Genomic DNA, 19,051 nt, shown 5'->3' with positions numbered 1-19,051 from the left:
CAGGACCATGGCAAACGCGCATAGCGGCAAAATGATCGTCGGGCTGGACATCGGCACCTCCAAGGTGGTGGCGCTGGTGGGTGAAGTCGGCGAGGACGGTACCCTGGAGATCGTGGGCATCGGCACCCACCCATCGCGCGGCCTGAAGAAGGGCGTGGTGGTGAACATCGAGTCGACCGTGCAGTCGATCCAGCGCGCCGTGGAAGAGGCCCAGCTGATGGCGGGCTGCCGTATCCACTCGGCGTTCGTCGGTGTCGCCGGCAATCATATCCGCAGCCTGAACTCCCACGGCATCGTCGCCATCCGCGATCGCGAGGTGAGCCTGGCCGACCTCGAGCGCGTGCTGGACGCCGCCCAGGCCGTGGCCATCCCGGCCGACCAGCGGGTGCTGCACACCCTGCCGCAGGACTATGTGATCGACAACCAGGAGGGCGTGCGCGAGCCCCTGGGCATGTCGGGCGTGCGTCTTGAGGCCAAGGTCCACGTGGTCACCTGCGCGGTCAATGCGGCGCAGAACATCGAGAAGTGCGTGCGCCGCTGCGGCCTGGAAATCGACGACATCATCCTCGAGCAACTGGCCTCGGCCTACTCGGTGCTGACCGACGACGAGAAAGAGCTGGGCGTGTGCCTGGTGGATATCGGCGGCGGCACCACCGACATCGCCATCTTCACCGAGGGCGCGATCCGCCACACCGCGGTGATCCCGATCGCCGGCGACCAGGTCACCAACGATATCGCCATGGCCCTGCGCACGCCGACGCAGTACGCCGAAGAGATCAAGATCCGCTACGCCTGCGCCCTGGCCAAGCTGGCCGGTGCCGGCGAGACCATCAAGGTGCCGAGCGTCGGCGACCGTCCGCCGCGCGAACTGTCGCGCCAGGCCCTGGCCGAGGTGGTCGAGCCACGCTACGACGAACTGTTCACCTTGATCCAGGCCGAGCTGCGTCGCAGCGGCTACGAGGACCTGGTGCCGGCTGGCATCGTCCTCACGGGGGGGACCTCGAAGATGGAAGGCGCCGTGGAACTGGCCGAGGAAATCTTCCACATGCCGGTACGCCTGGGCGTGCCGCACAGCGTTCGGGGGCTCAGCGACGTGGTGCGCAACCCGATCTATTCGACTGGCGTGGGCTTGCTCACCTACGGTCTGCAGAAGCAGTCCGAGGACCTGTCCATGACCGGTATCAGCAACAGCAGCAACAGCAACAACAGCTATGGCGATGAACCCAAGGGTCCAGTGCTTGACCGGCTCAAGCGCTGGGTCCAGAGCAACTTCTGAGTTTCAAAGCAGTAGTGGTAGGCGCGACAACTAGAGAACTGTAAGGAGAGGGAAAATGTTCGAACTCGTAGACAACGTCCCGCAAAGTCCGGTCATCAAGGTGATCGGTGTCGGTGGTGGTGGTGGCAACGCCGTCAACCACATGGTCAAGAGCAACATCGAAGGCGTCGAGTTCATCTGCGCCAACACCGATGCCCAGGCGCTGAAGAACATCGGCGCGCGCACCATCCTGCAACTGGGTACCGGCGTGACCAAGGGCCTGGGTGCCGGCGCCAATCCGGAAGTCGGCCGCCAGGCCGCGCTGGAAGACCGCGAGCGCATCGCCGAGGTGCTGCAGGGCACCAACATGGTGTTCATCACCACCGGCATGGGCGGCGGTACCGGTACCGGTGCGGCGCCGATCATCGCTGAAGTGGCGAAGGAAATGGGCATCCTCACCGTTGCGGTGGTGACCCGTCCGTTCCCGTTCGAAGGTCGCAAGCGCATGCAGATCGCCGATGAAGGCATCCGCATGCTGGCCGAGAGCGTCGACTCGCTGATCACCATCCCCAACGAGAAGCTGCTGACCATCCTGGGCAAGGATGCCAGCCTGCTGTCCGCCTTCGCCAAGGCCGACGACGTTCTGGCCGGCGCCGTGCGCGGCATCTCCGACATCATCAAGCGTCCGGGCATGATCAACGTCGACTTCGCCGACGTGCGTACCGTGATGGGCGAGATGGGCATGGCGATGATGGGTACCGGCTGCGCCAGCGGTCCGAACCGTGCCCGCGAAGCCACCGAGGCGGCGATCCGCAACCCGCTGCTCGAAGACGTCAACCTGCAGGGCGCCCGCGGCATCCTGGTGAACATCACCGCAGGTCCTGACCTGTCGCTGGGTGAGTACTCCGACGTGGGTAGCATCATCGAAGCCTTCGCCTCCGACCACGCGATGGTCAAGGTCGGTACCGTGATCGATCCGGACATGCGCGACGAGCTGCACGTCACCGTGGTCGCTACCGGTCTGGGTGCGCGCATCGAGAAGCCGGTCAAGGTCGTCGACAACACCCTGCAGACCGCTCAGCAGGTGTACGAGTCGTCCAACCCGGCCCCGGTCCGCCAGGAGCAGCCCGCCGTCAACTACCGTGACCTGGAGCGTCCGACCGTGATGCGCAACCAGGCCCACGCCGGTGCCGCGGCAGCCGCCAAGCTCAACCCTCAGGATGACCTGGACTACCTGGATATCCCGGCATTCCTGCGTCGTCAGGCCGATTAATGGAATTTATCAGGGGTATAAGGGTGATTGGTGTTCAGCAAAGGCCGGGTCTGTTATCATCCCCAGCCTTTGTTGATACCTGTTCGCAATTTGCGCTGAAGCGGCCAATGCCATGATTAGACAACGCACCCTGAAGAATACCATCCGTGCCACAGGTGTCGGCCTGCACTCCGGGGAGAAGGTCTACCTGACCCTCAAGCCTGCGCCTGTCGACACCGGCATCGTCTTCCGTCGCGCCGATCTCTCGCCTGTCGTCGAGATCCCGGCGCGCGCGGCCAACGTCGGCGAGACCACCATGTCGACGACCCTGGTCAACGGTGACGTCAAAGTCGATACGGTCGAGCACCTGCTCTCCGCCATGGCGGGCCTGGGCATCGATAACGCCTACGTCGAGCTCTCCGCCTCGGAAGTGCCGATCATGGATGGCAGCGCCGGACCCTTCGTATTCCTGATCCAATCGGCCGGCCTGGAAGAACAGGACGCACCGAAGAAGTTCATCCGTATCCTGCGCGAAGTGACAGTGGAAGAGGGCGACAAGCGCGCCACTTTCCTGCCGTTCGACGGATTCAAGGTGAGCTTCGAGATCGATTTCGATCACCCGGTCCTCAAGGGCCAGACCCAGAGCGCCTCGGTCGACTTTTCCAGCACTTCGTTCGTGAAGGAAGTCAGCCGTGCACGAACCTTCGGGTTCATGCGTGACATCGAGTACCTGCGCAAGCACAACCTTGCGCTCGGCGGCAGCGTCGAGAATGCCATCGTCGTCGACGAGACCGGCGTGCTCAACGAAGACGGCCTTCGTTCCGAAGACGAATTCGTCAAGCACAAGATCCTCGATGCCATCGGCGACCTCTACCTGCTGGGCAACAGCCTGATCGGCGAGTTCAAGGGCTACAAGTCCGGCCACGCGCTGAACAACCAGCTGCTGCGCAAGCTGATCGCTGAAACCGACGCCTGGGAAGTGGTGTTCTTCGAAGATGCCAACACGGCACCGATCTCGTACATGCGCCCTGTTGCGGCCGTGTAAGTTCGAACACTCTCTAGTTCATTGAGGCCACCTTCGGGTGGCCTTTTTTATGGGCGCAGGTTTTCTCTGCAAGGGATTCACCTGGGGCGGCGTTCATCGCAGGCTGTCGCCAGCTCCTACAGGATCAACGACCAGTGATCCGTGGGATTGGGGGCGCTTGCGATGAGGCCGGTAACCGCCGCTGGCGTCTTCAGCGCTTGGGCTGGGCATGCGCCGCCAGGCGCTCCAGCGCTGCCTTGAGCTTCGGGTCGGTGATTCCCTCGGCCGATCCGCGAATGCTCTGGGCGGCATTTTCAGACAATTCCGGCCCCTGGCCTTCGCGTTTGGCCGGCACCAGCGGTGGCTGCACCTTGAATAGGATGCGGCTCAGGTTGGCAAAGGCTTCCAGCGTCTGCAACTGCCGTTGCAGACGCTTCTGCTGATAGCGCAGGCGCGTGGCCCAGTGGCCGTCGGTAACCACCAGCAACAAGGTGCCTTCCTTCCACGACGCGACATGGCAGTGCGCGCGGGCCGCCGGTTGCAACTGGCTTTCCAGCAGGCGCTGCAGGTGCTCCAGGCGCTCGGCCTGGTTGAGCAGCAGGCGCAGCGGGCGCGCTTGACGCAGCAGCGCGGAGGGCGGGCGGGCTGGGGTGGGTTTGTAGGCCATGGGGGATCGCAGAGGGTAGGTGGACGGCAGTTTAACAGATGGCCGACAGCGCTGCGGGAGCTGGCCGTTTCCACGCCTGGCTACCTGTCGGGATGGGGCCTGGGATCTTGATGCAAGTCATTCGTGATACGTTTCATCCTGGCGCACCTTGAACTTGCCGAAAAAGCCCCTATGTTAGTCAGGCCCCCTAAAAGCGCTGTGCCAGCATCGTGGAAATCCACCACTTTCCTCACCATCGTTTCCGGGTAGAATGCTCGTTCGCATGCGGCCCAAGGGCTGCACGGGCGACTTCACGGGGCCGCCCTCCATCCCTACGTGTGGAAGATCCTGCCGATATGTTTGCGCCTTTGTTAAAGAAACTTTTTGGAAGCAAGAACGAGCGTGAAATCAAGCGCATGCTCAAGACGGTGAGCGCCGTCAACGCCTTCGAAGAGAAAATGGTGGCCCTCTCTGACGAGCAACTGCGGGGCAAGACCGCAGAGTTCAAAGAGCGCCTGGCCAAAGGCGAGACCCTCGACCAGCTGCTGCCTGAAGCCTTCGCCGTGGCCCGTGAGGCCGGCAAGCGCGTGATGGGCATGCGTCACTTCGATGTCCAGCTGATTGGCGGCATGACCTTGCACGAAGGCATGATCGCAGAAATGCGCACCGGTGAAGGCAAGACCTTGGTCGGTACCCTGGCGGTCTACCTCAACGCGCTGTCCGGCAAAGGCGTGCACGTGGTCACGGTGAACGACTATCTGGCCCGTCGCGATGCCAACTGGATGCGTCCGCTGTACGAATTCCTCGGCCTGACCGTCGGCATCGTCTCGGCCTTCCAGCCGCCTGAAGAAAAGCGCGCGGCCTACGCCGCCGACATCACCTACGGCACCAACAACGAATTCGGTTTCGACTACCTGCGCGACAACATGGCATTCAGCCAGGACGAGAAGTTCCAGCGTGAGCTGAACTTCGCGGTGATCGACGAAGTCGACTCGATCCTCATCGACGAAGCGCGTACCCCGCTGATCATCTCCGGCCAGGCCGAGGACAGCTCCAAGCTGTACATCGAGATCAACCGCCTGATCCCGCGCCTGACCCAGCACATCGAGGAAGTCGAAGGCCAGGTGACCCAGGAAGGTCACTTCACCATCGACGAGAAGAGCCGCCAGGTCGAGCTGAACGAGGCCGGCCACCAGTTCATCGAGGACATGCTCACCCAGTCCGGCCTGCTGGCCGAGGGCGAGAGCCTGTACTCGGCGCACAACCTGGGTCTGCTGACCCATGTCTATGCCGGCCTGCGTGCGCACAAGCTGTTCCACCGCAACGTCGAGTACATCGTCCAGGAAGGCCAGATCCTGCTGATCGACGAGCACACCGGCCGCACCATGCCGGGCCGTCGCCTGTCCGAGGGCCTGCACCAGGCCATCGAGGCCAAGGAAAACCTCAACATCCAGGCCGAGAGCCAGACCCTGGCGTCGACCACCTTCCAGAACTACTTCCGTCTCTACACCAAGCTGTCCGGCATGACCGGTACCGCCGACACCGAGGCGTTCGAGTTCGCCCAGATCTACAACCTCAACGTGATGGTGATCCCGCCGAACAAGCCGTTGGCCCGCAAGGACTTCAACGACCTGGTCTACCTCACCGCCGACGAGAAGTACGCCGCGATCATCGCCGACATCAAGGAAAGCATGGCCAAGGGCCGTCCAGTCCTGGTCGGTACCGCGACCATCGAAACTTCCGAGCACATGTCCAACCTGCTCAAGAAGGAAGGTATCGACCACAAGGTCCTGAACGCCAAGTACCACGAGAAGGAAGCCGAGATCATCGCGCAAGCCGGTGCGCCGGGCGCCCTGACCATCGCCACCAACATGGCCGGTCGCGGTACCGACATTCTGCTGGGCGGTAACTGGGAGGCCGAGGTCGCCGCCCTGGAAAACCCGAGCGCCGAGCAGATCGCCCAGATCAAGGCCGACTGGCAGAAGCGTCACCAGCAGGTGCTGGAGGCCGGTGGCCTGCACGTGATCGCCTCCGAGCGCCACGAGTCGCGTCGTATCGACAACCAGCTGCGTGGCCGTGCCGGCCGCCAGGGTGACGCCGGCTCCAGCCGCTTCTACCTGTCGCTGGAAGACAGCCTGATGCGCATCTTCGCCTCCGACCGGGTGAAGAACTTCATGAAGGCCCTGGGCATGCAGTCCGGCGAGGCCATCGAGCACCGCATGGTCACCAACGCCATCGAGAAGGCCCAGCGCAAGGTCGAAGGCCGCAACTTCGACATCCGCAAGCAACTGCTCGAATACGACGACGTGGCCAACGAACAGCGCAAGGTGATCTACCACATGCGCAACAGCCTGCTGGCCGCCGAGAACATCGGCGATACCATCGGCGAGTTCCGCCAGGAAGTGCTCGACGCCACCATCAGCCAGCACATCCCGCCACAGTCGCTGCCCGAGCAGTGGGACGTGGCCGGCCTGGAAGCCGCGCTGTCCAGCGATTTCGCCATGAAGCTGCCGATCCAGCAGTGGCTCGACGAGGACGATCATCTCTACGAGGAGACCCTGCGCGAGAAGCTGCTCAAGGAAATCACCGACGCTTACACCGAGAAGGAAGACCAGGCAGGCCTCGAAGCCCTGCGTACCTTCGAGAAGCAGATCCTGCTGCGGGTGCTGGACGACCTGTGGAAAGACCACCTGTCGACCATGGACCACCTGCGTCACGGTATCCATCTGCGCGGTTATGCGCAGAAGAACCCGAAGCAGGAGTACAAGCGCGAGTCGTTCACCCTGTTCCAGGAACTGCTGGAATCGATCAAGCGCGACACCATCCGCGTGCTGTCGCACGTGCAGGTGCGCCGCGAGGATCCGGCCGAGGAAGAAGCCCGTCTGCGCCGCGAGGCCGAAGAGCTGGCCAGTCGCATGCAGTTCCAGCACGCCGCCGCGCCGGGCCTGGAGGGCGAGCAACTGGCTGAAGAGGGCGCCGAAGTCGCCGTTGCTTCGGCACCGGTCCGCAATGACATGAAGCTGGGCCGCAACGAGCCGTGCTGGTGTGGTTCGGGCAAGAAGTTCAAGCACTGCCATGGTCAGATCGAATGATCTGAGCATGCTGTTGTAAGCTGAAACATCCGGGGGCCGCTTTGCGGCCCTTTCGCGACACAAGGCCGCGCCTACAGGAATCGCATCAATTCTGTAGGCGCGGCCTTGTGTCGCGATGGGGCACAAGGCGGCCCCGCCTTTTGCAAATAACCGATTTATCTAGGAGCGCTCTAATGGCTGTTGGTCTTGGTCCCCTGCCCACCCTGCACCCGGTTCCCGGTTTCGAACTCGGTATCGCTTCGGCGGGCATCAAGCGCCCCGGGCGCAAGGATGTGGTGGTGATGCGCTGTGCCGAAGGTTCCAGCGTCGCTGGCGTGTTCACCCTCAACGCCTTCTGCGCGGCCCCGGTGATCCTGTCCAAGCAGCGCGTTCAAGGCACCGTGCGCTACCTGCTGACCAACACCGGCAACGCCAACGCCGGTACCGGCGCTCCAGGCCTGGCCGCCGCCGAGCGCACCTGTGCCAGGCTGGCCGAGTTGGCGGGCGTGCCGGCCGAGTCGGTGCTGCCGTTCTCCACCGGGGTGATCGGCGAACCGCTGCCGGTCGAGAAGATCGAAGGCGCTTTGCAGGCCGCCCTGGACAACCTCTCGGAAAGCAACTGGGCCGAAGCCGCCACCGGCATCATGACCACCGACACCCTGCCCAAGGGCGCCAGCCGCCAGTTCCAGTTCGACGGCAAGACCATCACCGTCACCGGCATCAGCAAGGGCGCGGGCATGATCCGTCCGAACATGGCCACCATGCTCGGCTACATCGCCACCGACGCCAAGGTCGCTCCCCAGGTGCTCAAGGACCTGATGCTCGACGGCGCCAACAAGTCGTTCAACCGCATCACCATCGATGGCGATACCTCGACCAACGACTGCTGCATGCTGATCGCCACCGGCAAGGCCGATGTGCCTGAGGTGACCGAGGCCAGTGGCGCGCTGTTCGAGGCGTTGAAACAAGCCGTGTTCGAGGTGTGCATGGACGTGGCCCAGGCCATCGTGCGTGACGGTGAAGGCGCGACCAAGTTCGTCACCGTGCAGGTCAACGGCGGTGGCAACCACCAGGAATGCCTGGACGTCGGCTATGCCGTGGCCCACTCCCCGCTGATCAAGACCGCGTTGTTCGCCTCGGACCCCAACTGGGGGCGTATCCTCGCCGCTGTCGGCCGCGCCGGCGTGCCGCAGTTGGACGTCAGCCTGATCGATGTGTACCTGGACGATGTCTGCATCGCCAGCCAGGGCGGTCGCAGCCCGAGCTACACCGAGGCGCAGGGTTCGGCGGTGATGGCCCAGGAAGAGATCACCATCCGTATCGAGCTGGGCCGTGGCCAGTGCAGCGAAACCATCTGGACCACCGACCTGTCCCACGAGTACGTCAAGATCAACGCTGAATACCGCACCTGATGCAGCTGGGACCGCCTTGCGGTCCTTTCGCGACGCAAGGCCGCTCCTAGAAGAGATCACGATTTCTTGCAGACGCGGCCTTGCCTCACGACAGGGCTGCACAGCAGCCCCCACCATTCAAGACACATGGAGCCGCCCCTCATGAGCTATCACCTGATCATCGGCGACAAGCTGTATTCCTCCTGGTCGCTGCGCGGCGCCCTGGCCCTCGAGCTGGCTGGCGCGCCCTACGAAGAAACCTTGGTCAGGCTCAACCAGCCCGACACCCGCCAGCGCCTGCTGGCCTTCTCCGCCACCGCCAAGGTGCCGTTGCTCAAGACCGGGCACGGGATGATCGCCGACTCCCTGGCCATCGCCGAATACCTCAACGAACAACACCCTGAAGCGCGGCTGTGGCCCGAAGATGTCGCGGCCCGTGCCCTGGCGCGTTCGGCTTGCGCGCAGATGCACAGCGGCTTCTTCGCCCTGCGTGGCGCCATGCCGTTCGACCTGTCCCGCGATGCGGCGCTGGAAAACATTCCCCTGGATGTGCAGGTGGAGATCGACCGCATCGTCGCGTTGTGGTCCGAGTGCCGCCTGGCGGCCAAGGACAGTGGCCCGTTCCTGTTCGGCCGAGCGACCTTGGCCGACGCCTTCTTCGCCCCTGTGGCCGTACGCCTGCGCACCTACCGCGTGGCGGTGCCGGCAGAAGCTGCGGCCTATATCGAAACCATCTACCAGTGGCCGGCCTTCCAGGCCTGGCTGCGGGCTGGGCTTGCGGAGCGTGAAGGGTGAAACGGATTCATGTTGTAGCGGCGGTCATTCGTGGCGCGGACGGGCGCATTCTCATCGCCCGCCGTGCCGACACCCAGCATCAGGGCGGCCTGTGGGAGTTCCCCGGCGGCAAGCTGGAAGAGGGCGAGGGTGTCGAGGCGGCGCTGGCCCGCGAGTTGCGCGAGGAGCTTGGCATCGAAGTCAGCCACTCGCGGCCGCTGATCAAGGTCAGCCACGACTATCCGGACAAGCAGGTGCTGCTGGATGTGCGTGAAGTGGACAGCTTCACTGGCGAACCGCACGGTGCCGAGGGGCAGCCGCTGGCATGGGTGGCACCGCGGGATCTCGACCAGTACGCCTTTCCCGAGGCCAACAAGCCGATCGTCGCGGCCGCGCGCCTGCCCGATCAGTACCTGATCACTCCGGACGGGCTGGAGGTGCCGGAGATGCTCAAGGGCATCCAGAAGGCCGTGGCCAACGGTATCCGCTTGATCCAGCTGCGTGCTCCGGACATGTACGATCCCAAGTACCGCGATGTGGCGGTGGATGCGGTCGGGCTGTGCGCGGGCAAGGCGCAGTTGATGCTCAAGGGGCCGCTGGAGTGGTTGGGCGACTTCCCGTCGGCCGGCTGGCACCTGACTGCCGCGCAGTTGCGCAAGTATGCCGCCAAGGGCCGGCCGTTCCCCAAGGCGCGTTGGCTGGCAGCGTCATGCCATAGCGCTGAAGAACTGGCGCTGGCCGAGCAGATGGGCGTGGATTTCGTCACCCTGTCACCGGTGCAGCCGACCCAGACCCATCCCGAAGCGGTAGCGCTGGGCTGGGACGAGGCGCAGCGGCTGGTTGCCGGGTTCAGCCACCCGGTATTCCTGCTGGGTGGCGTCGGGCCAGATGAGCGTGAGCGGGCCTGGAAGGCTGGTGCCCAGGGCGTTGCCGGGATCCGGGCATTCTGGCCTGAAGCCTGAGGCGTTTGACCCTCGCGAGGCAAGCCCGCTCCCACGTATCGGGACTGCCCCCAAGGGTTGGATTGGTGTCCAACTTCCTGGGACAGTCCTTACGCGTGGGGGCGGCTTGACCCGCGCTGCGTTTTACTCAGGCTTGGCCGCAGGTTGCCACAATACTTCTGCAATCCCCTGCCGCCGGCCGATGATTCGTGCTGCGACGAACAGCAGATCCGATAGCCGGTTGATATAGGCCAGGCCAACCCCTTCCAGCGGTTCGACCGCGTTCAACTGTTGGCAACGTCGTTCCGCGCTGCGTGCCAGGCTGCGGCACACATGGGCTTGTGCCACCAGCATCGAGCCACTGGGCAGGATGAAGTTCTTCAACGGCCCCAGTTCTTCGTTCCAGTGATCGATGGCCGCTTCCAGCCGCTGCACTTCGGCGCCATTCAATGCCTGGTAACTGGGCATCGCCAATTCGCCTCCCAGGTCGAACAGCCGGTGCTGACAAGGCGCCAGCACTTCGCTCAGCTCGCTCAATCCGACCTCGGCCAGGCCGGCCAGCAACACGCCAAGCTGGCTGTTGAGGCTGTCCACCTCGCCGATCGCCTCGATCCGCGGATGGTCCTTGGGCACCCGGCGCCCGTCGCCCAGGCCGGTTTCGCCCTTGTCGCCGGTACGGGTGTAGATCTTCGACAGGCGATAGCCCATGTCATGCCTCCGTCTTGGTCGCGGCCGTCTGGCCCAGGGGCAGGCGCAGGGTGAAGCAGGTGCCCTGGCCGGGCGTGGACTGCACTTCCATCTGCCCCTTGTGATTGTTGGTAATGATGAAATACGAAACCGACAGGCCCAGTCCGGTGCCCTGGCCGATCTCCTTGGTGGTGAAGAACGGCTCGAAGGTACGCTTGCGCACCGCTTCGGGCATGCCGACGCCGTTGTCCTCGACCTGGATTTCCGCCCAGGGTGGATTGAGCCGGGTACGCAGGATGATGTGCCCCGGTTCGCTCGGTTGCGGACGCTGGTGGATGGCCTGGGCGGCGTTCTTCAGCAGGTTGAGCAACACCTGCTCCAGTTCGTTGGCCGTGCAGGGTACCGGCTCGAGCTGTGGGTCGAACTGGCGGACGATGGCCTGGCCCTTGAAGTCGAAGCCGATGGCCAGGTCGAAGTCGTTGCCGGCGATCTCCACGGCCTGGTCGATCAGTGCCGGCAGGTCGCAGGGCACCAACTGGCGGTTGCTGCGTCGGCTGAAGCTGAGCATATGGGTGACGATCTTCGCTGCCCGCGCTCCCGCCTGCTGGATACCGTCGAGCAACTGGGGGACTTCGCGGCTGTCCAGGTAGCGGTTGACGTTCGTCAGGTCGATGCCCAGCTCGTCGGCTTGTTCCTGGTTGCGTGGCAGCTCCGGCGACAGGCGTCGACGAATGTTCTGCACGTTGTGCAGGATGGCCCCCAGCGGGTTGTTGATCTCGTGGGCCATGCCAGCGGCGAGGCCGCCGACCGAGAGCATCTTCTCCGACTGCACCATCATCTCCTCCAGCGACAGGCGCTGGGTGATGTCGTCGATACGGATCACCACGCCACGTCCGCCGCCGCCAGTCAGTGGGTAGAAGGTCAGGGCATAGTGGCGCAGGTCGTCGCCCTTGGGCCAGGTAACCCGTTCGATCTTCGCAACCCGGTGCTTCTCGACGCTCTCCTTGAGCTGTGGCAGGAACGGCTTGAGCGGCTCGAAGGCAAGGAACACCGGCTGGTTCAGCGCCTCGTCCAGCGGCGTGCCGGAGAGCACCGTGGCTTCGTGGTTCCACTGGGTGACATAGAGCTGCTCGTCGAGGGCGATCAGTGCCGAGGGCATGGAGTCGATGATGCTGTTGAGGTAGTTCTGGAAGCCTGTGAGCTTCTTCTCGATCTTGCTGCGCACCTGGACTTCCAGCTCCAGCTTGCGGTTGGTGTGGCGAGTTTCCTCGGCCAGGCCCTGGGCCTGGTCGTAGGCGTTCTGGAACTCGTCGCGGGCGCGCTTGAGCTGCTGCTCACGGGCTTCGATGCGCGAGAGCATGGTATTGAACGCTTCGGCCAGGCTGCCGATCTCGTCGTCGTTGCCGCGCTGGGCGCGCAGGACATAGCTCTCTTCGCGGGTGACCTGGCGCGACAACTCCTCGAGGCGGTTGATCGGCAGGGTGATCAGGCGCTTGATCTGCCGGGCGACGACGATCCACAGCAGCACGCTGAACACCAGGATCGCCAGGCTGGCGGACAGGGTACCGGTGTAGAAGGCACTGGGCAGTTCGCTGCTGGCCACCAGCAACAGGTGTGCCGGTGGCGCGGCGTCACGGGGCAGGCGGACCAGTTGGGTGCTGCGAAACTCCATCAGGCGCCAGCCGTCGATGTTGCGAAAGCGCTTGGGCAGCGTGAGCGCTTCGCCGTGCTGCAGCTCGGCGAGCATCTGCCCGTCGCCGCCATAGACGGCCGCGGCGCGCAATGGCGAATAGCTGTCGAGCGCCTTGAGCAGCGCCGTGGCACTGTCTTTCGAGTCGCCGGCACGCGCCGCCAGCTGTGGCGTGGAGGCCAGCTTGCCGATGGTCTGCAACGCCTGGGGGGCCATGCTTTCCTGGGTGATCCAGTAGGCGGCGCTGATGAAGGCGAGGTTGGCCACCAGCAGGATGGTGACCAGCAGCACCAGCAGGGCCGCCAGCAGCTTCTGCCCGACCGGGAGGTTGTCCAGACGTTGGCGCAGGGTCATGGGCGGGTGGTTTCCATTTCCGTCGAGGTGGCTGGCGTCAGGCGCCGGGCAGGCCGCGGGCCGTGAGGTTATCGACCAGGCGCTGGTGCAGACGTTCCAGTCGCGGTACCGGGGCGCCGTGGCGGGCGGCGGCGCGACAGGCATGACCGAGCAGGTAGTGGATCTCGGTCCGCCGGCCGTGGCGCACGTCCTGGTACATCGAAGAGTAGTTGGCCGCGGTGGCGACGATGACCCGCTCCACCTCTTCATGCAGGTCTTCGGCGGCTTGAGGTTGGCCGCAGCGCTGCAGCAGCCCGCTCAGTTCATCGCACAGCGCGCCGACTTCGGCCAGGTGCTCCAGCAGGCCGCCGTTGCGACAGTCATGCAGCACGGTCAGTGGATTGATCGCGCAGTTCAGCGCCAGCTTGCGCCACAGGCGGGTGAGGATATCGGTGCTCCACTGCGCCGGGATGCCCGCATCGCCCAGGTCGTCGAAGCAGGCTGCGACGCTTGGGTTGCAAGGATCGCCCAGCCAGTTGAAGCCGTGCCCGGCAAAGCGCACGCGCCAGTCCTGTTCGCGGAATGCGCCTTCGGTGCTGGAGGCGAACAGGCAGCGCACATGGGGTACCTGCTCGGCGACCTCGTCCTGGCTGCCCAGGCCGTTCTGCAACAGCACCACCTCGGCACCAGCGACCAGCCGCGGGGCCAGGCGCAGTACCGCCGGCGCGGCGTCGTAGGCCTTGCAGGCGACCAACAGGCGGTGGATCGGACCGGGGGTGTCGAAGGTTTCGGCGGGGATCGCGTAATGACGGGGCAGGTCCTGCTCGACCAGGGTCAGGCCCCCGGCATGCTGGTAGCTGGCCAGACGCTGCGGGTCGCGCAGGATCAGACGCACCGCCTTGCCCGCGCGGGCCAGCCGACAGGCCCAGAGGCTACCGAGGCTGCCGGCGCCGAGAATATGCCAGGTGCTGCTCATCTGCGTTTCGCAACCCGTTATAATGAGCCCGCATTTTAACCATCAATCCCGACGCGCTCCATCTTCAGACCGAGCGCGCTTTTTTGTGGAGAACACCCATGCCTTCGTTCGACGTGGTATCGGAACTGGACAAGCACGAAGTGCAGAACGCTGTCGACAACGCCATCAAGGACCTCGACCGCCGTTATGACCTCAAGGGCAAGGGCAGCTACGAGTTCAAGGACAAGGAACAGACCGTGCTGCTGACCGCCGAGGAAGAGTTCCAGCTCGAGGCCATGCTGGAAATCCTGCGCCTGGCGCTGGTCAAGCGCAAGATCGACGTCAAGTGCCTGGAAACCAAGGACCCCTACGCCTCGGGCAAGGAAAAGAAACAGGAAGCCAAGTTCCGCGAAGGCATCGACAAGGACCTGGCGAAGAAGATCGTCGCCACCATCAAGGACGGCAAGCTCAAGGTCCAGGCCGCCATCCAGGGCGAGCAGGTACGTGTCACCGGCAAGAAGCGCGACGACCTGCAGGAAGCCATCGCCCTGCTGCGCACCAAGGAATTCGACATGCCGCTGCAGTTCAACAACTTCCGCGACTGATCGAGGTTTCGGAACCTTGATGGCCAACTGATGTCCATCAGGTCCCGTGGCCGCTGAAGATCCAGCGGCCCGCTTTACTGTGCACTTGCCGTTCGGCATCAGGAGAAAACTATGGATTTGAACGCTGAAGTCGATCAGCTGGTCCGCCAATCGCAGACCTGGATCCCCTTGATCATGGAATACGGCAGCCGCCTGTTGCTGGCGCTGCTGACCCTGGCCATCGGCTGGTGGATCATCAACAAGCTCAGCGCGCGCCTGGGCAAACTGGTCGGCCTGCGTGCCGACGCGGCCTTGCAGGGCTTCATCAGCACCTTGGCCAACATCGTGCTGAAAGTGCTGCTGATGGTCAGCGTGGCATCGATGATCGGCATCGAGACCACCTCGTTCGTCGCCGCCATCGGTGCCGCCGGCCTGGCCATCGGCCTGGCCCTGCAGGGTAGCCTGGCGAACTTCGCCGGTGGGGTGCTGATCCTGATGTTCCGTCCGTTCCGCATTGGTGACTGGATCGAGGCCCAGGGGGTCTCCGGCACCGTGGACAGCATCCAGATCTTCCACACCGTGCTGCGTACTGGCGACAACAAGACAGTGATCATGCCCAACGGCAGCCTGTCCAACGGCATCATCACCAACACCAACCGCCAGCCGACCCGCAAGGTGGTGTTCGATGTGGGCGTCAATTATGACGCCGACCTGCAGAAGGCGCGCAACGTGCTGCTGGAACTGGCCCAGGACCCGCGTGTCCTGCAGGATCCGGCACCGCAGGCGGTGATTTCGACCCTGGGCGACAGTTCGATCACCGTGTCCCTGCGTATCTGGACCAAGACCGCCGATTACTGGGACGTGCTGTTCATGCTCAACGAGCATGCCCGTGATCGCCTCAAGGCCGAAGGGATCGACATTCCGTTCCCGCAGCGGGTGATTCGCGTAGTGCAGGAGGCTGCGGTGCAGTAAGCCGCACCGTCGCCCTCGCTGTTTATCGTGGGGTAAGTCTGTTCCTGCAATTTTGTAGGGCTGGACTTACCCCACGTTGTTTTTCCTGTCCTTACACTTGTTCACAGCACGGGCACTGCCAAATCTGGCATATAGCCTGACCCCGCCTTCAAGACCTGATACCTGCCATGAAACCTCTGTTGCATATCACGCCCCTGCGCGCCTTGCTGTTTGGCCTGACCCTGGCGCTGTTCGAACTGCTGACCTACCTGGCCAGTGACGCGGTCATGCCCGCCATGCCGGTGGTAGTCGGTGACCTGCAGGCCAGCCCCGAATACATCCCGCACGCACTGAACCTGTATCTGCTTGGTGGGGTGGTGCTGCAATGGTTGATCGGCCCCCTGGCCGATCGCTTTGGCCGGCGCCCGATGTTGCTGGTGGGCTGTCTGTTCTTCGGCCTGGCCTGCCTGGCGACGTTCTGGGTGCAGGACATTGGCCTGTTCAACCTGCTGCGCCTGTTGCAAGGCATTGGCCTGGGCTTCGTGGTCACGGTCAGCTACCCGGCACTCAACGAAGCCTTCAGCGAGGCTGATGCCGTCCGCATGATGGCCCTGCTGGCCAACATCGCGCTGCTGTCGCCGCTGCTCGGCCCGCTGGTGGGTACCTTGATGCTGCAATGGCTGGATTGGCGCTGGCTGTTCGTTGCCTTTGCCCTGGGCGCGGTGCTGTGCTGGGTGCTGTTGTACCGCCTGATGCCGGAGACCCTGGGCGTGGAGCGCCGCGACGGCTCGCGCTTGCCATTCACGCCGATCCACCTGTTGCCGTTGCTGGCCGGTTACGGTCAGTTGCTGGGCAATCGCCGCTTCGTTGCCGGCAGCGCGGCGCTGGGGTTGGTGGGGTTGCCGCTGATCGGCTGGATCGGCCTGTCACCGGTGCTGCTGATCCATGACCAAGGCCTGAGCACGATGGAATATGCCCTGTGGCAGTTGCCGGTGTTCGGCGGGCTGATCCTCGGTAACCTGATCATCAACCGCATCGCCGACCGCTATCCGCTAGCGGCGCTGGTGCGTGGCGCACTATGGCCGTACCTGGCAGGGTTGAGCCTGATGCTTGCGCTGACCTGGTACTGGCCGACGGTGACCAGCCTGGTGGCGGGCCTGTCGCTGTATGCCCTGGGCCTGGGCGTGGCCAATGCCGTGCTGTACCGCATGACGCTGTTCTCCAGCGAGCAGAGCAAGGGACTGGTGTCGGCAATGCTGGGGATGATCACCATCGCCCTGTTGGGCCTGGGTGGCGCGCTCTTGGCAATGCTTGGCGCCGGGGCGAGCCTGGTGCACTTCGCCGTGGCTGCGGGTGTGGCCGGGGCGCTGGCGCTGCTGCCGCTGTGGTTCGTGCTCGGTGGGCGACCAGGAGAAGGCGTGGTCGCCGGGTGAATGCATCGCGGGGCAAGCCCGTTCCCGCGCAGGTGTCCAGAGGAGGCATGCGTGGGAACGGGTTTACCCCGCGATGAGGTGGACGCTGACTTAATGCGTCTCAGCCGCCGGGCTTTCCTCCGGCACCGGCTTTCCCCGGCCGGCTTCCTGCCGCCAGTGCAGGGCGATCAGGATCAGCGTCGGCACTCCGAGCAGGGCGGTGATCAGGAAGAAGTTGTGATAACCGAACTTCTCCACCATCACCCCTGAATAGCCGCCGATCAGGCGCGGCAGCAGCAGCATGATCGAGCTCAGCAAGGCGTACTGGGTGGCCGAGAACTTCAGGTTGGTCAGGCTCGACAGGTAGGCGACGAACGCCGAGGTGGCCATGCCTGAGCTGAAGTTGTCCAGGGAGATGGTCACTACCAGCATTTCCAGGTTCGGCCCCATGTCGGCCAGCATCAGGAACAACAGATTGGTGGCCGCCGACGCCGCACCGCCGATGAACAGGATCGGCAGGATGCCGAAGCGCACGATCAACAGGCCGCCGACCCCGGCACCGACCAGGGTCATGATCAGGCCGAAGATCTTGCTGACACTGGCGATCTGGTCCTTGGTGAAGCCCATGTCGATGTAGAACACGTTGGCCATGACGCCCATCACGGTGTCCGACATCCGATAGGTGGCGATCAATCCAAGCAGCAGCAGGGCCTGCCAGCGGTAGCGGGCAATGAAGTCGTTGACCGGGGTGAGCACCGGGGCCAGGCCGCGACGGCCCATGGTCGAAAGACACGCCCAGGTCAGCAGCACATAGAGAATCAGGCGCAGGAAGGCGCGGTCCTCGAGCAGCAGGTCGAGCAGGGTCGCATCGCCGACTACCACGCTGGCCCAGTCGGTGTTGAACATCTGGGTGAAGCTGGCGGGTACCGAGACCAGCAGGATGATCAGCACGAACACCGAGACCAACTGGTGCATCAGCCCATAGCGCGCCGCCGACAACTGGGTGCGCAGTGGCACGGCGGGCTCGCGCATCACCAGGGTGGTGAACAGCGCCGGGAGCATGAGCACGCCGAACAGCACGTAGGTGCCGGTCCAGGCCTTGTGCAGGTAGCTGAAACCGGTGGAACCGAACCATTCGGCGAAGAACAGCGCGCCGGCGGTGGCGAGCAGGGCCGCGACCCGGTAGCCGGCCATGTAGCTGGCGGCCAGCGCGGCCTGGCGCTGGTCGTCGGCGATTTCCAGGCGATAGGCGTCGACGGCGATGTCCTGGGTGGCCGAGGCGAAGGCCACCAGCACGGCCAGGGCGATCAGCCACGACAGGTGCTTCTGGGGGTCGCAGAAGCCCATGCCGATCAGCCCCAGCACCACCAGCACCTGCGACAGCAGCAGCCATGAGCGGCGTCGCCCGAGGCCGCCAAGCAGCGGCAGGCGCCATTGGTCGAGCAGGGGCGACCATACCCACTTGAAGGCATAGGCCAGGCCGATCAGGCTGGCATAGCCGATGGTCTCGCGGGCCACACCGGCTTCGCGCAGCCACACGGAAAGCGTCGAGAACACCAGCATGTACGGCAGGCCTGCGGCGAAACCGAGCAGTAAAAGCACCAAGGTTGACGGGCTGGCATAGGCAGCGAGCGCAGCGCGCCAGGTTTTACGGGGCATGGGCCAACATCTGCCTCAAGTTTGCGAAAACAAAGCGCGCACTCTAACCGCTGTGCTCCATCGGGCGCCAGCCATGGCGCGTCATATCCACACGATTATTGGTCATGCTGACGCCTTCGGCGCGCAGGCGGGCGCGCTGTTCGTCGCCCGACGGCGTGCCGAGTGCCAGGCTCAGGCGACCGCCTGCGCCAAGCACCCGATGCCAGGGCAGGCGAGTGTCTGGCGGCAGTTGCCCGAGGGTGCGCCCGACCCAGCGCGCCGCGCGGCCAAGGCCGGCCAGCTCGGCCAGTTGCCCGTAGCTGACCACCTTGCCGGCCGGCACCTGGCCCAGCACCGAATACAGCGCCATGCGCCGGGCCTCGGCGTCCTCGGGGGGCGGCGCAACGAAGTGCTCCATCAGGGGCGTCCGGTGGGGTAGGCAAAACC

16 protein-coding genes are annotated in these 19,051 nt (G+C 64.3%); 10 read left to right on the top strand and 6 right to left on the bottom strand.

The window, feature by feature from the left end; translation table 11 throughout:
* The first annotated feature begins 7 nt into the window (after nucleotides 1-7).
* From ftsA to lpxC, 3 genes are all read left to right on the top strand, one after another.
* Nucleotides 8-1,276, top strand: coding sequence for a cell division protein FtsA (gene ftsA / locus F3J43_RS08790; RefSeq protein WP_166884832.1), 1,269 nt, complete (start codon nucleotides 8-10; stop codon nucleotides 1,274-1,276).
* Nucleotides 1,277-1,331: 55 nt separating this feature from the next.
* Nucleotides 1,332-2,528: a cell division protein FtsZ gene (gene ftsZ / locus F3J43_RS08785; protein WP_134691050.1), complete on the top strand. Its 1,197-nt coding sequence runs from the start codon at nucleotides 1,332-1,334 to the stop codon at nucleotides 2,526-2,528.
* A 112-nt stretch (nucleotides 2,529-2,640) separates the two neighbouring features.
* On the top strand, nucleotides 2,641-3,552 hold the full coding sequence (gene lpxC / locus F3J43_RS08780; RefSeq protein WP_166884830.1) for a UDP-3-O-acyl-N-acetylglucosamine deacetylase: 912 nt from the start codon (nucleotides 2,641-2,643) through the stop codon (nucleotides 3,550-3,552).
* Nucleotides 3,553-3,742: 190 nt separating this feature from the next.
* On the opposite strand, the gene F3J43_RS08775 is transcribed toward lpxC, so the two are convergent.
* Nucleotides 3,743-4,198 carry a DUF721 domain-containing protein gene (locus F3J43_RS08775; RefSeq protein WP_166884828.1) on the bottom strand — a complete coding sequence of 152 codons (456 nt, stop codon included), beginning with the start codon at nucleotides 4,196-4,198 and terminating at the stop codon, nucleotides 3,743-3,745.
* A 335-nt stretch (nucleotides 4,199-4,533) separates the two neighbouring features.
* Here F3J43_RS08775 and secA point away from each other — a divergent pair, with 335 nt between their 5' ends.
* From secA to F3J43_RS08755, 4 genes are all read left to right on the top strand, one after another.
* A complete protein-coding gene (gene secA, locus F3J43_RS08770) occupies nucleotides 4,534-7,269 on the top strand; it encodes a preprotein translocase subunit SecA (RefSeq protein WP_166884826.1) in 2,736 nt (911 codons plus the stop codon).
* A gap of 173 nt (nucleotides 7,270-7,442) precedes the next feature.
* Nucleotides 7,443-8,660, top strand: a complete 1,218-nt coding sequence (gene argJ / locus F3J43_RS08765) for a bifunctional glutamate N-acetyltransferase/amino-acid acetyltransferase ArgJ (protein ID WP_166884824.1) — start codon at nucleotides 7,443-7,445, stop codon at nucleotides 8,658-8,660.
* A 141-nt stretch (nucleotides 8,661-8,801) separates the two neighbouring features.
* Nucleotides 8,802-9,434, top strand: coding sequence for a glutathione S-transferase family protein (locus F3J43_RS08760; RefSeq protein WP_166884822.1), 633 nt, complete (start codon nucleotides 8,802-8,804; stop codon nucleotides 9,432-9,434).
* Nucleotides 9,431-10,375, top strand: a complete 945-nt coding sequence (locus F3J43_RS08755; RefSeq protein WP_166884820.1) for a Nudix family hydrolase — start codon at nucleotides 9,431-9,433, stop codon at nucleotides 10,373-10,375. The genes F3J43_RS08760 and F3J43_RS08755 overlap by 4 nt, the downstream gene beginning before the upstream one ends.
* 123 nt (nucleotides 10,376-10,498) lie before the next feature.
* On the opposite strand, the gene F3J43_RS08750 is transcribed toward F3J43_RS08755, so the two are convergent.
* From F3J43_RS08750 to F3J43_RS08740, 3 genes are read right to left on the bottom strand one after another with little or no spacing between them, the layout of a single operon-like run.
* Entirely contained in the window at nucleotides 10,499-11,062 is a 564-nt protein-coding gene (locus tag F3J43_RS08750) for a cob(I)yrinic acid a,c-diamide adenosyltransferase (RefSeq protein ID WP_166884817.1), read from the bottom strand.
* 1 nt (nucleotide 11,063) lies between these two features.
* Entirely contained in the window at nucleotides 11,064-13,085 is a 2,022-nt protein-coding gene (locus tag F3J43_RS08745; RefSeq protein ID WP_166884815.1) for a sensor histidine kinase, read from the bottom strand.
* 37 nt (nucleotides 13,086-13,122) lie between these two features.
* Entirely contained in the window at nucleotides 13,123-14,040 is a 918-nt protein-coding gene (locus F3J43_RS08740; RefSeq protein WP_166884813.1) for a putative 2-dehydropantoate 2-reductase, read from the bottom strand.
* Nucleotides 14,041-14,138: 98 nt separating this feature from the next.
* Here F3J43_RS08740 and F3J43_RS08735 point away from each other — a divergent pair, with 98 nt between their 5' ends.
* The 3 genes from F3J43_RS08735 (at nucleotide 14,139) to F3J43_RS08725 (ending at nucleotide 16,987) form a co-directional block, all read left to right on the top strand.
* The gene (locus F3J43_RS08735; RefSeq protein WP_166884811.1) at nucleotides 14,139-14,624 is read left to right on the top strand and encodes a YajQ family cyclic di-GMP-binding protein; all 486 of its coding nucleotides are present in this window, start codon (nucleotides 14,139-14,141) and stop codon (nucleotides 14,622-14,624) included.
* Between the two features lie 111 nt (nucleotides 14,625-14,735).
* Nucleotides 14,736-15,575 carry a mechanosensitive ion channel family protein gene (locus F3J43_RS08730; protein ID WP_166884808.1) on the top strand — a complete coding sequence of 280 codons (840 nt, stop codon included), beginning with the start codon at nucleotides 14,736-14,738 and terminating at the stop codon, nucleotides 15,573-15,575.
* A gap of 167 nt (nucleotides 15,576-15,742) precedes the next feature.
* The gene (locus F3J43_RS08725; protein WP_166884806.1) at nucleotides 15,743-16,987 is read left to right on the top strand and encodes an MFS transporter; all 1,245 of its coding nucleotides are present in this window, start codon (nucleotides 15,743-15,745) and stop codon (nucleotides 16,985-16,987) included.
* Between the two features lie 90 nt (nucleotides 16,988-17,077).
* Here the strand turns inward: F3J43_RS08725 and F3J43_RS08720 are convergent, their stop codons facing one another.
* Together F3J43_RS08720 and F3J43_RS08715 are read right to left on the bottom strand one after the other, a co-directional pair.
* Nucleotides 17,078-18,625, bottom strand: coding sequence for an AmpG family muropeptide MFS transporter (locus F3J43_RS08720; RefSeq protein WP_166884804.1), 1,548 nt, complete (start codon nucleotides 18,623-18,625; stop codon nucleotides 17,078-17,080).
* A gap of 43 nt (nucleotides 18,626-18,668) precedes the next feature.
* Nucleotides 18,669-19,022, bottom strand: coding sequence for an MGMT family protein (locus tag F3J43_RS08715; RefSeq protein ID WP_166884802.1), 354 nt, complete (start codon nucleotides 19,020-19,022; stop codon nucleotides 18,669-18,671).
* Between the last annotated feature and the right edge of the window lie 29 nt (nucleotides 19,023-19,051).

The organism is Pantoea sp. Cy-639, from assembly GCF_011752525.1.
Taxonomy (GTDB): domain Bacteria; phylum Pseudomonadota; class Gammaproteobacteria; order Pseudomonadales; family Pseudomonadaceae; genus Aquipseudomonas.
Note: the sequence above shows the minus strand (reverse complement) of the source record. Positions and strands in the feature narration are given on the sequence as shown.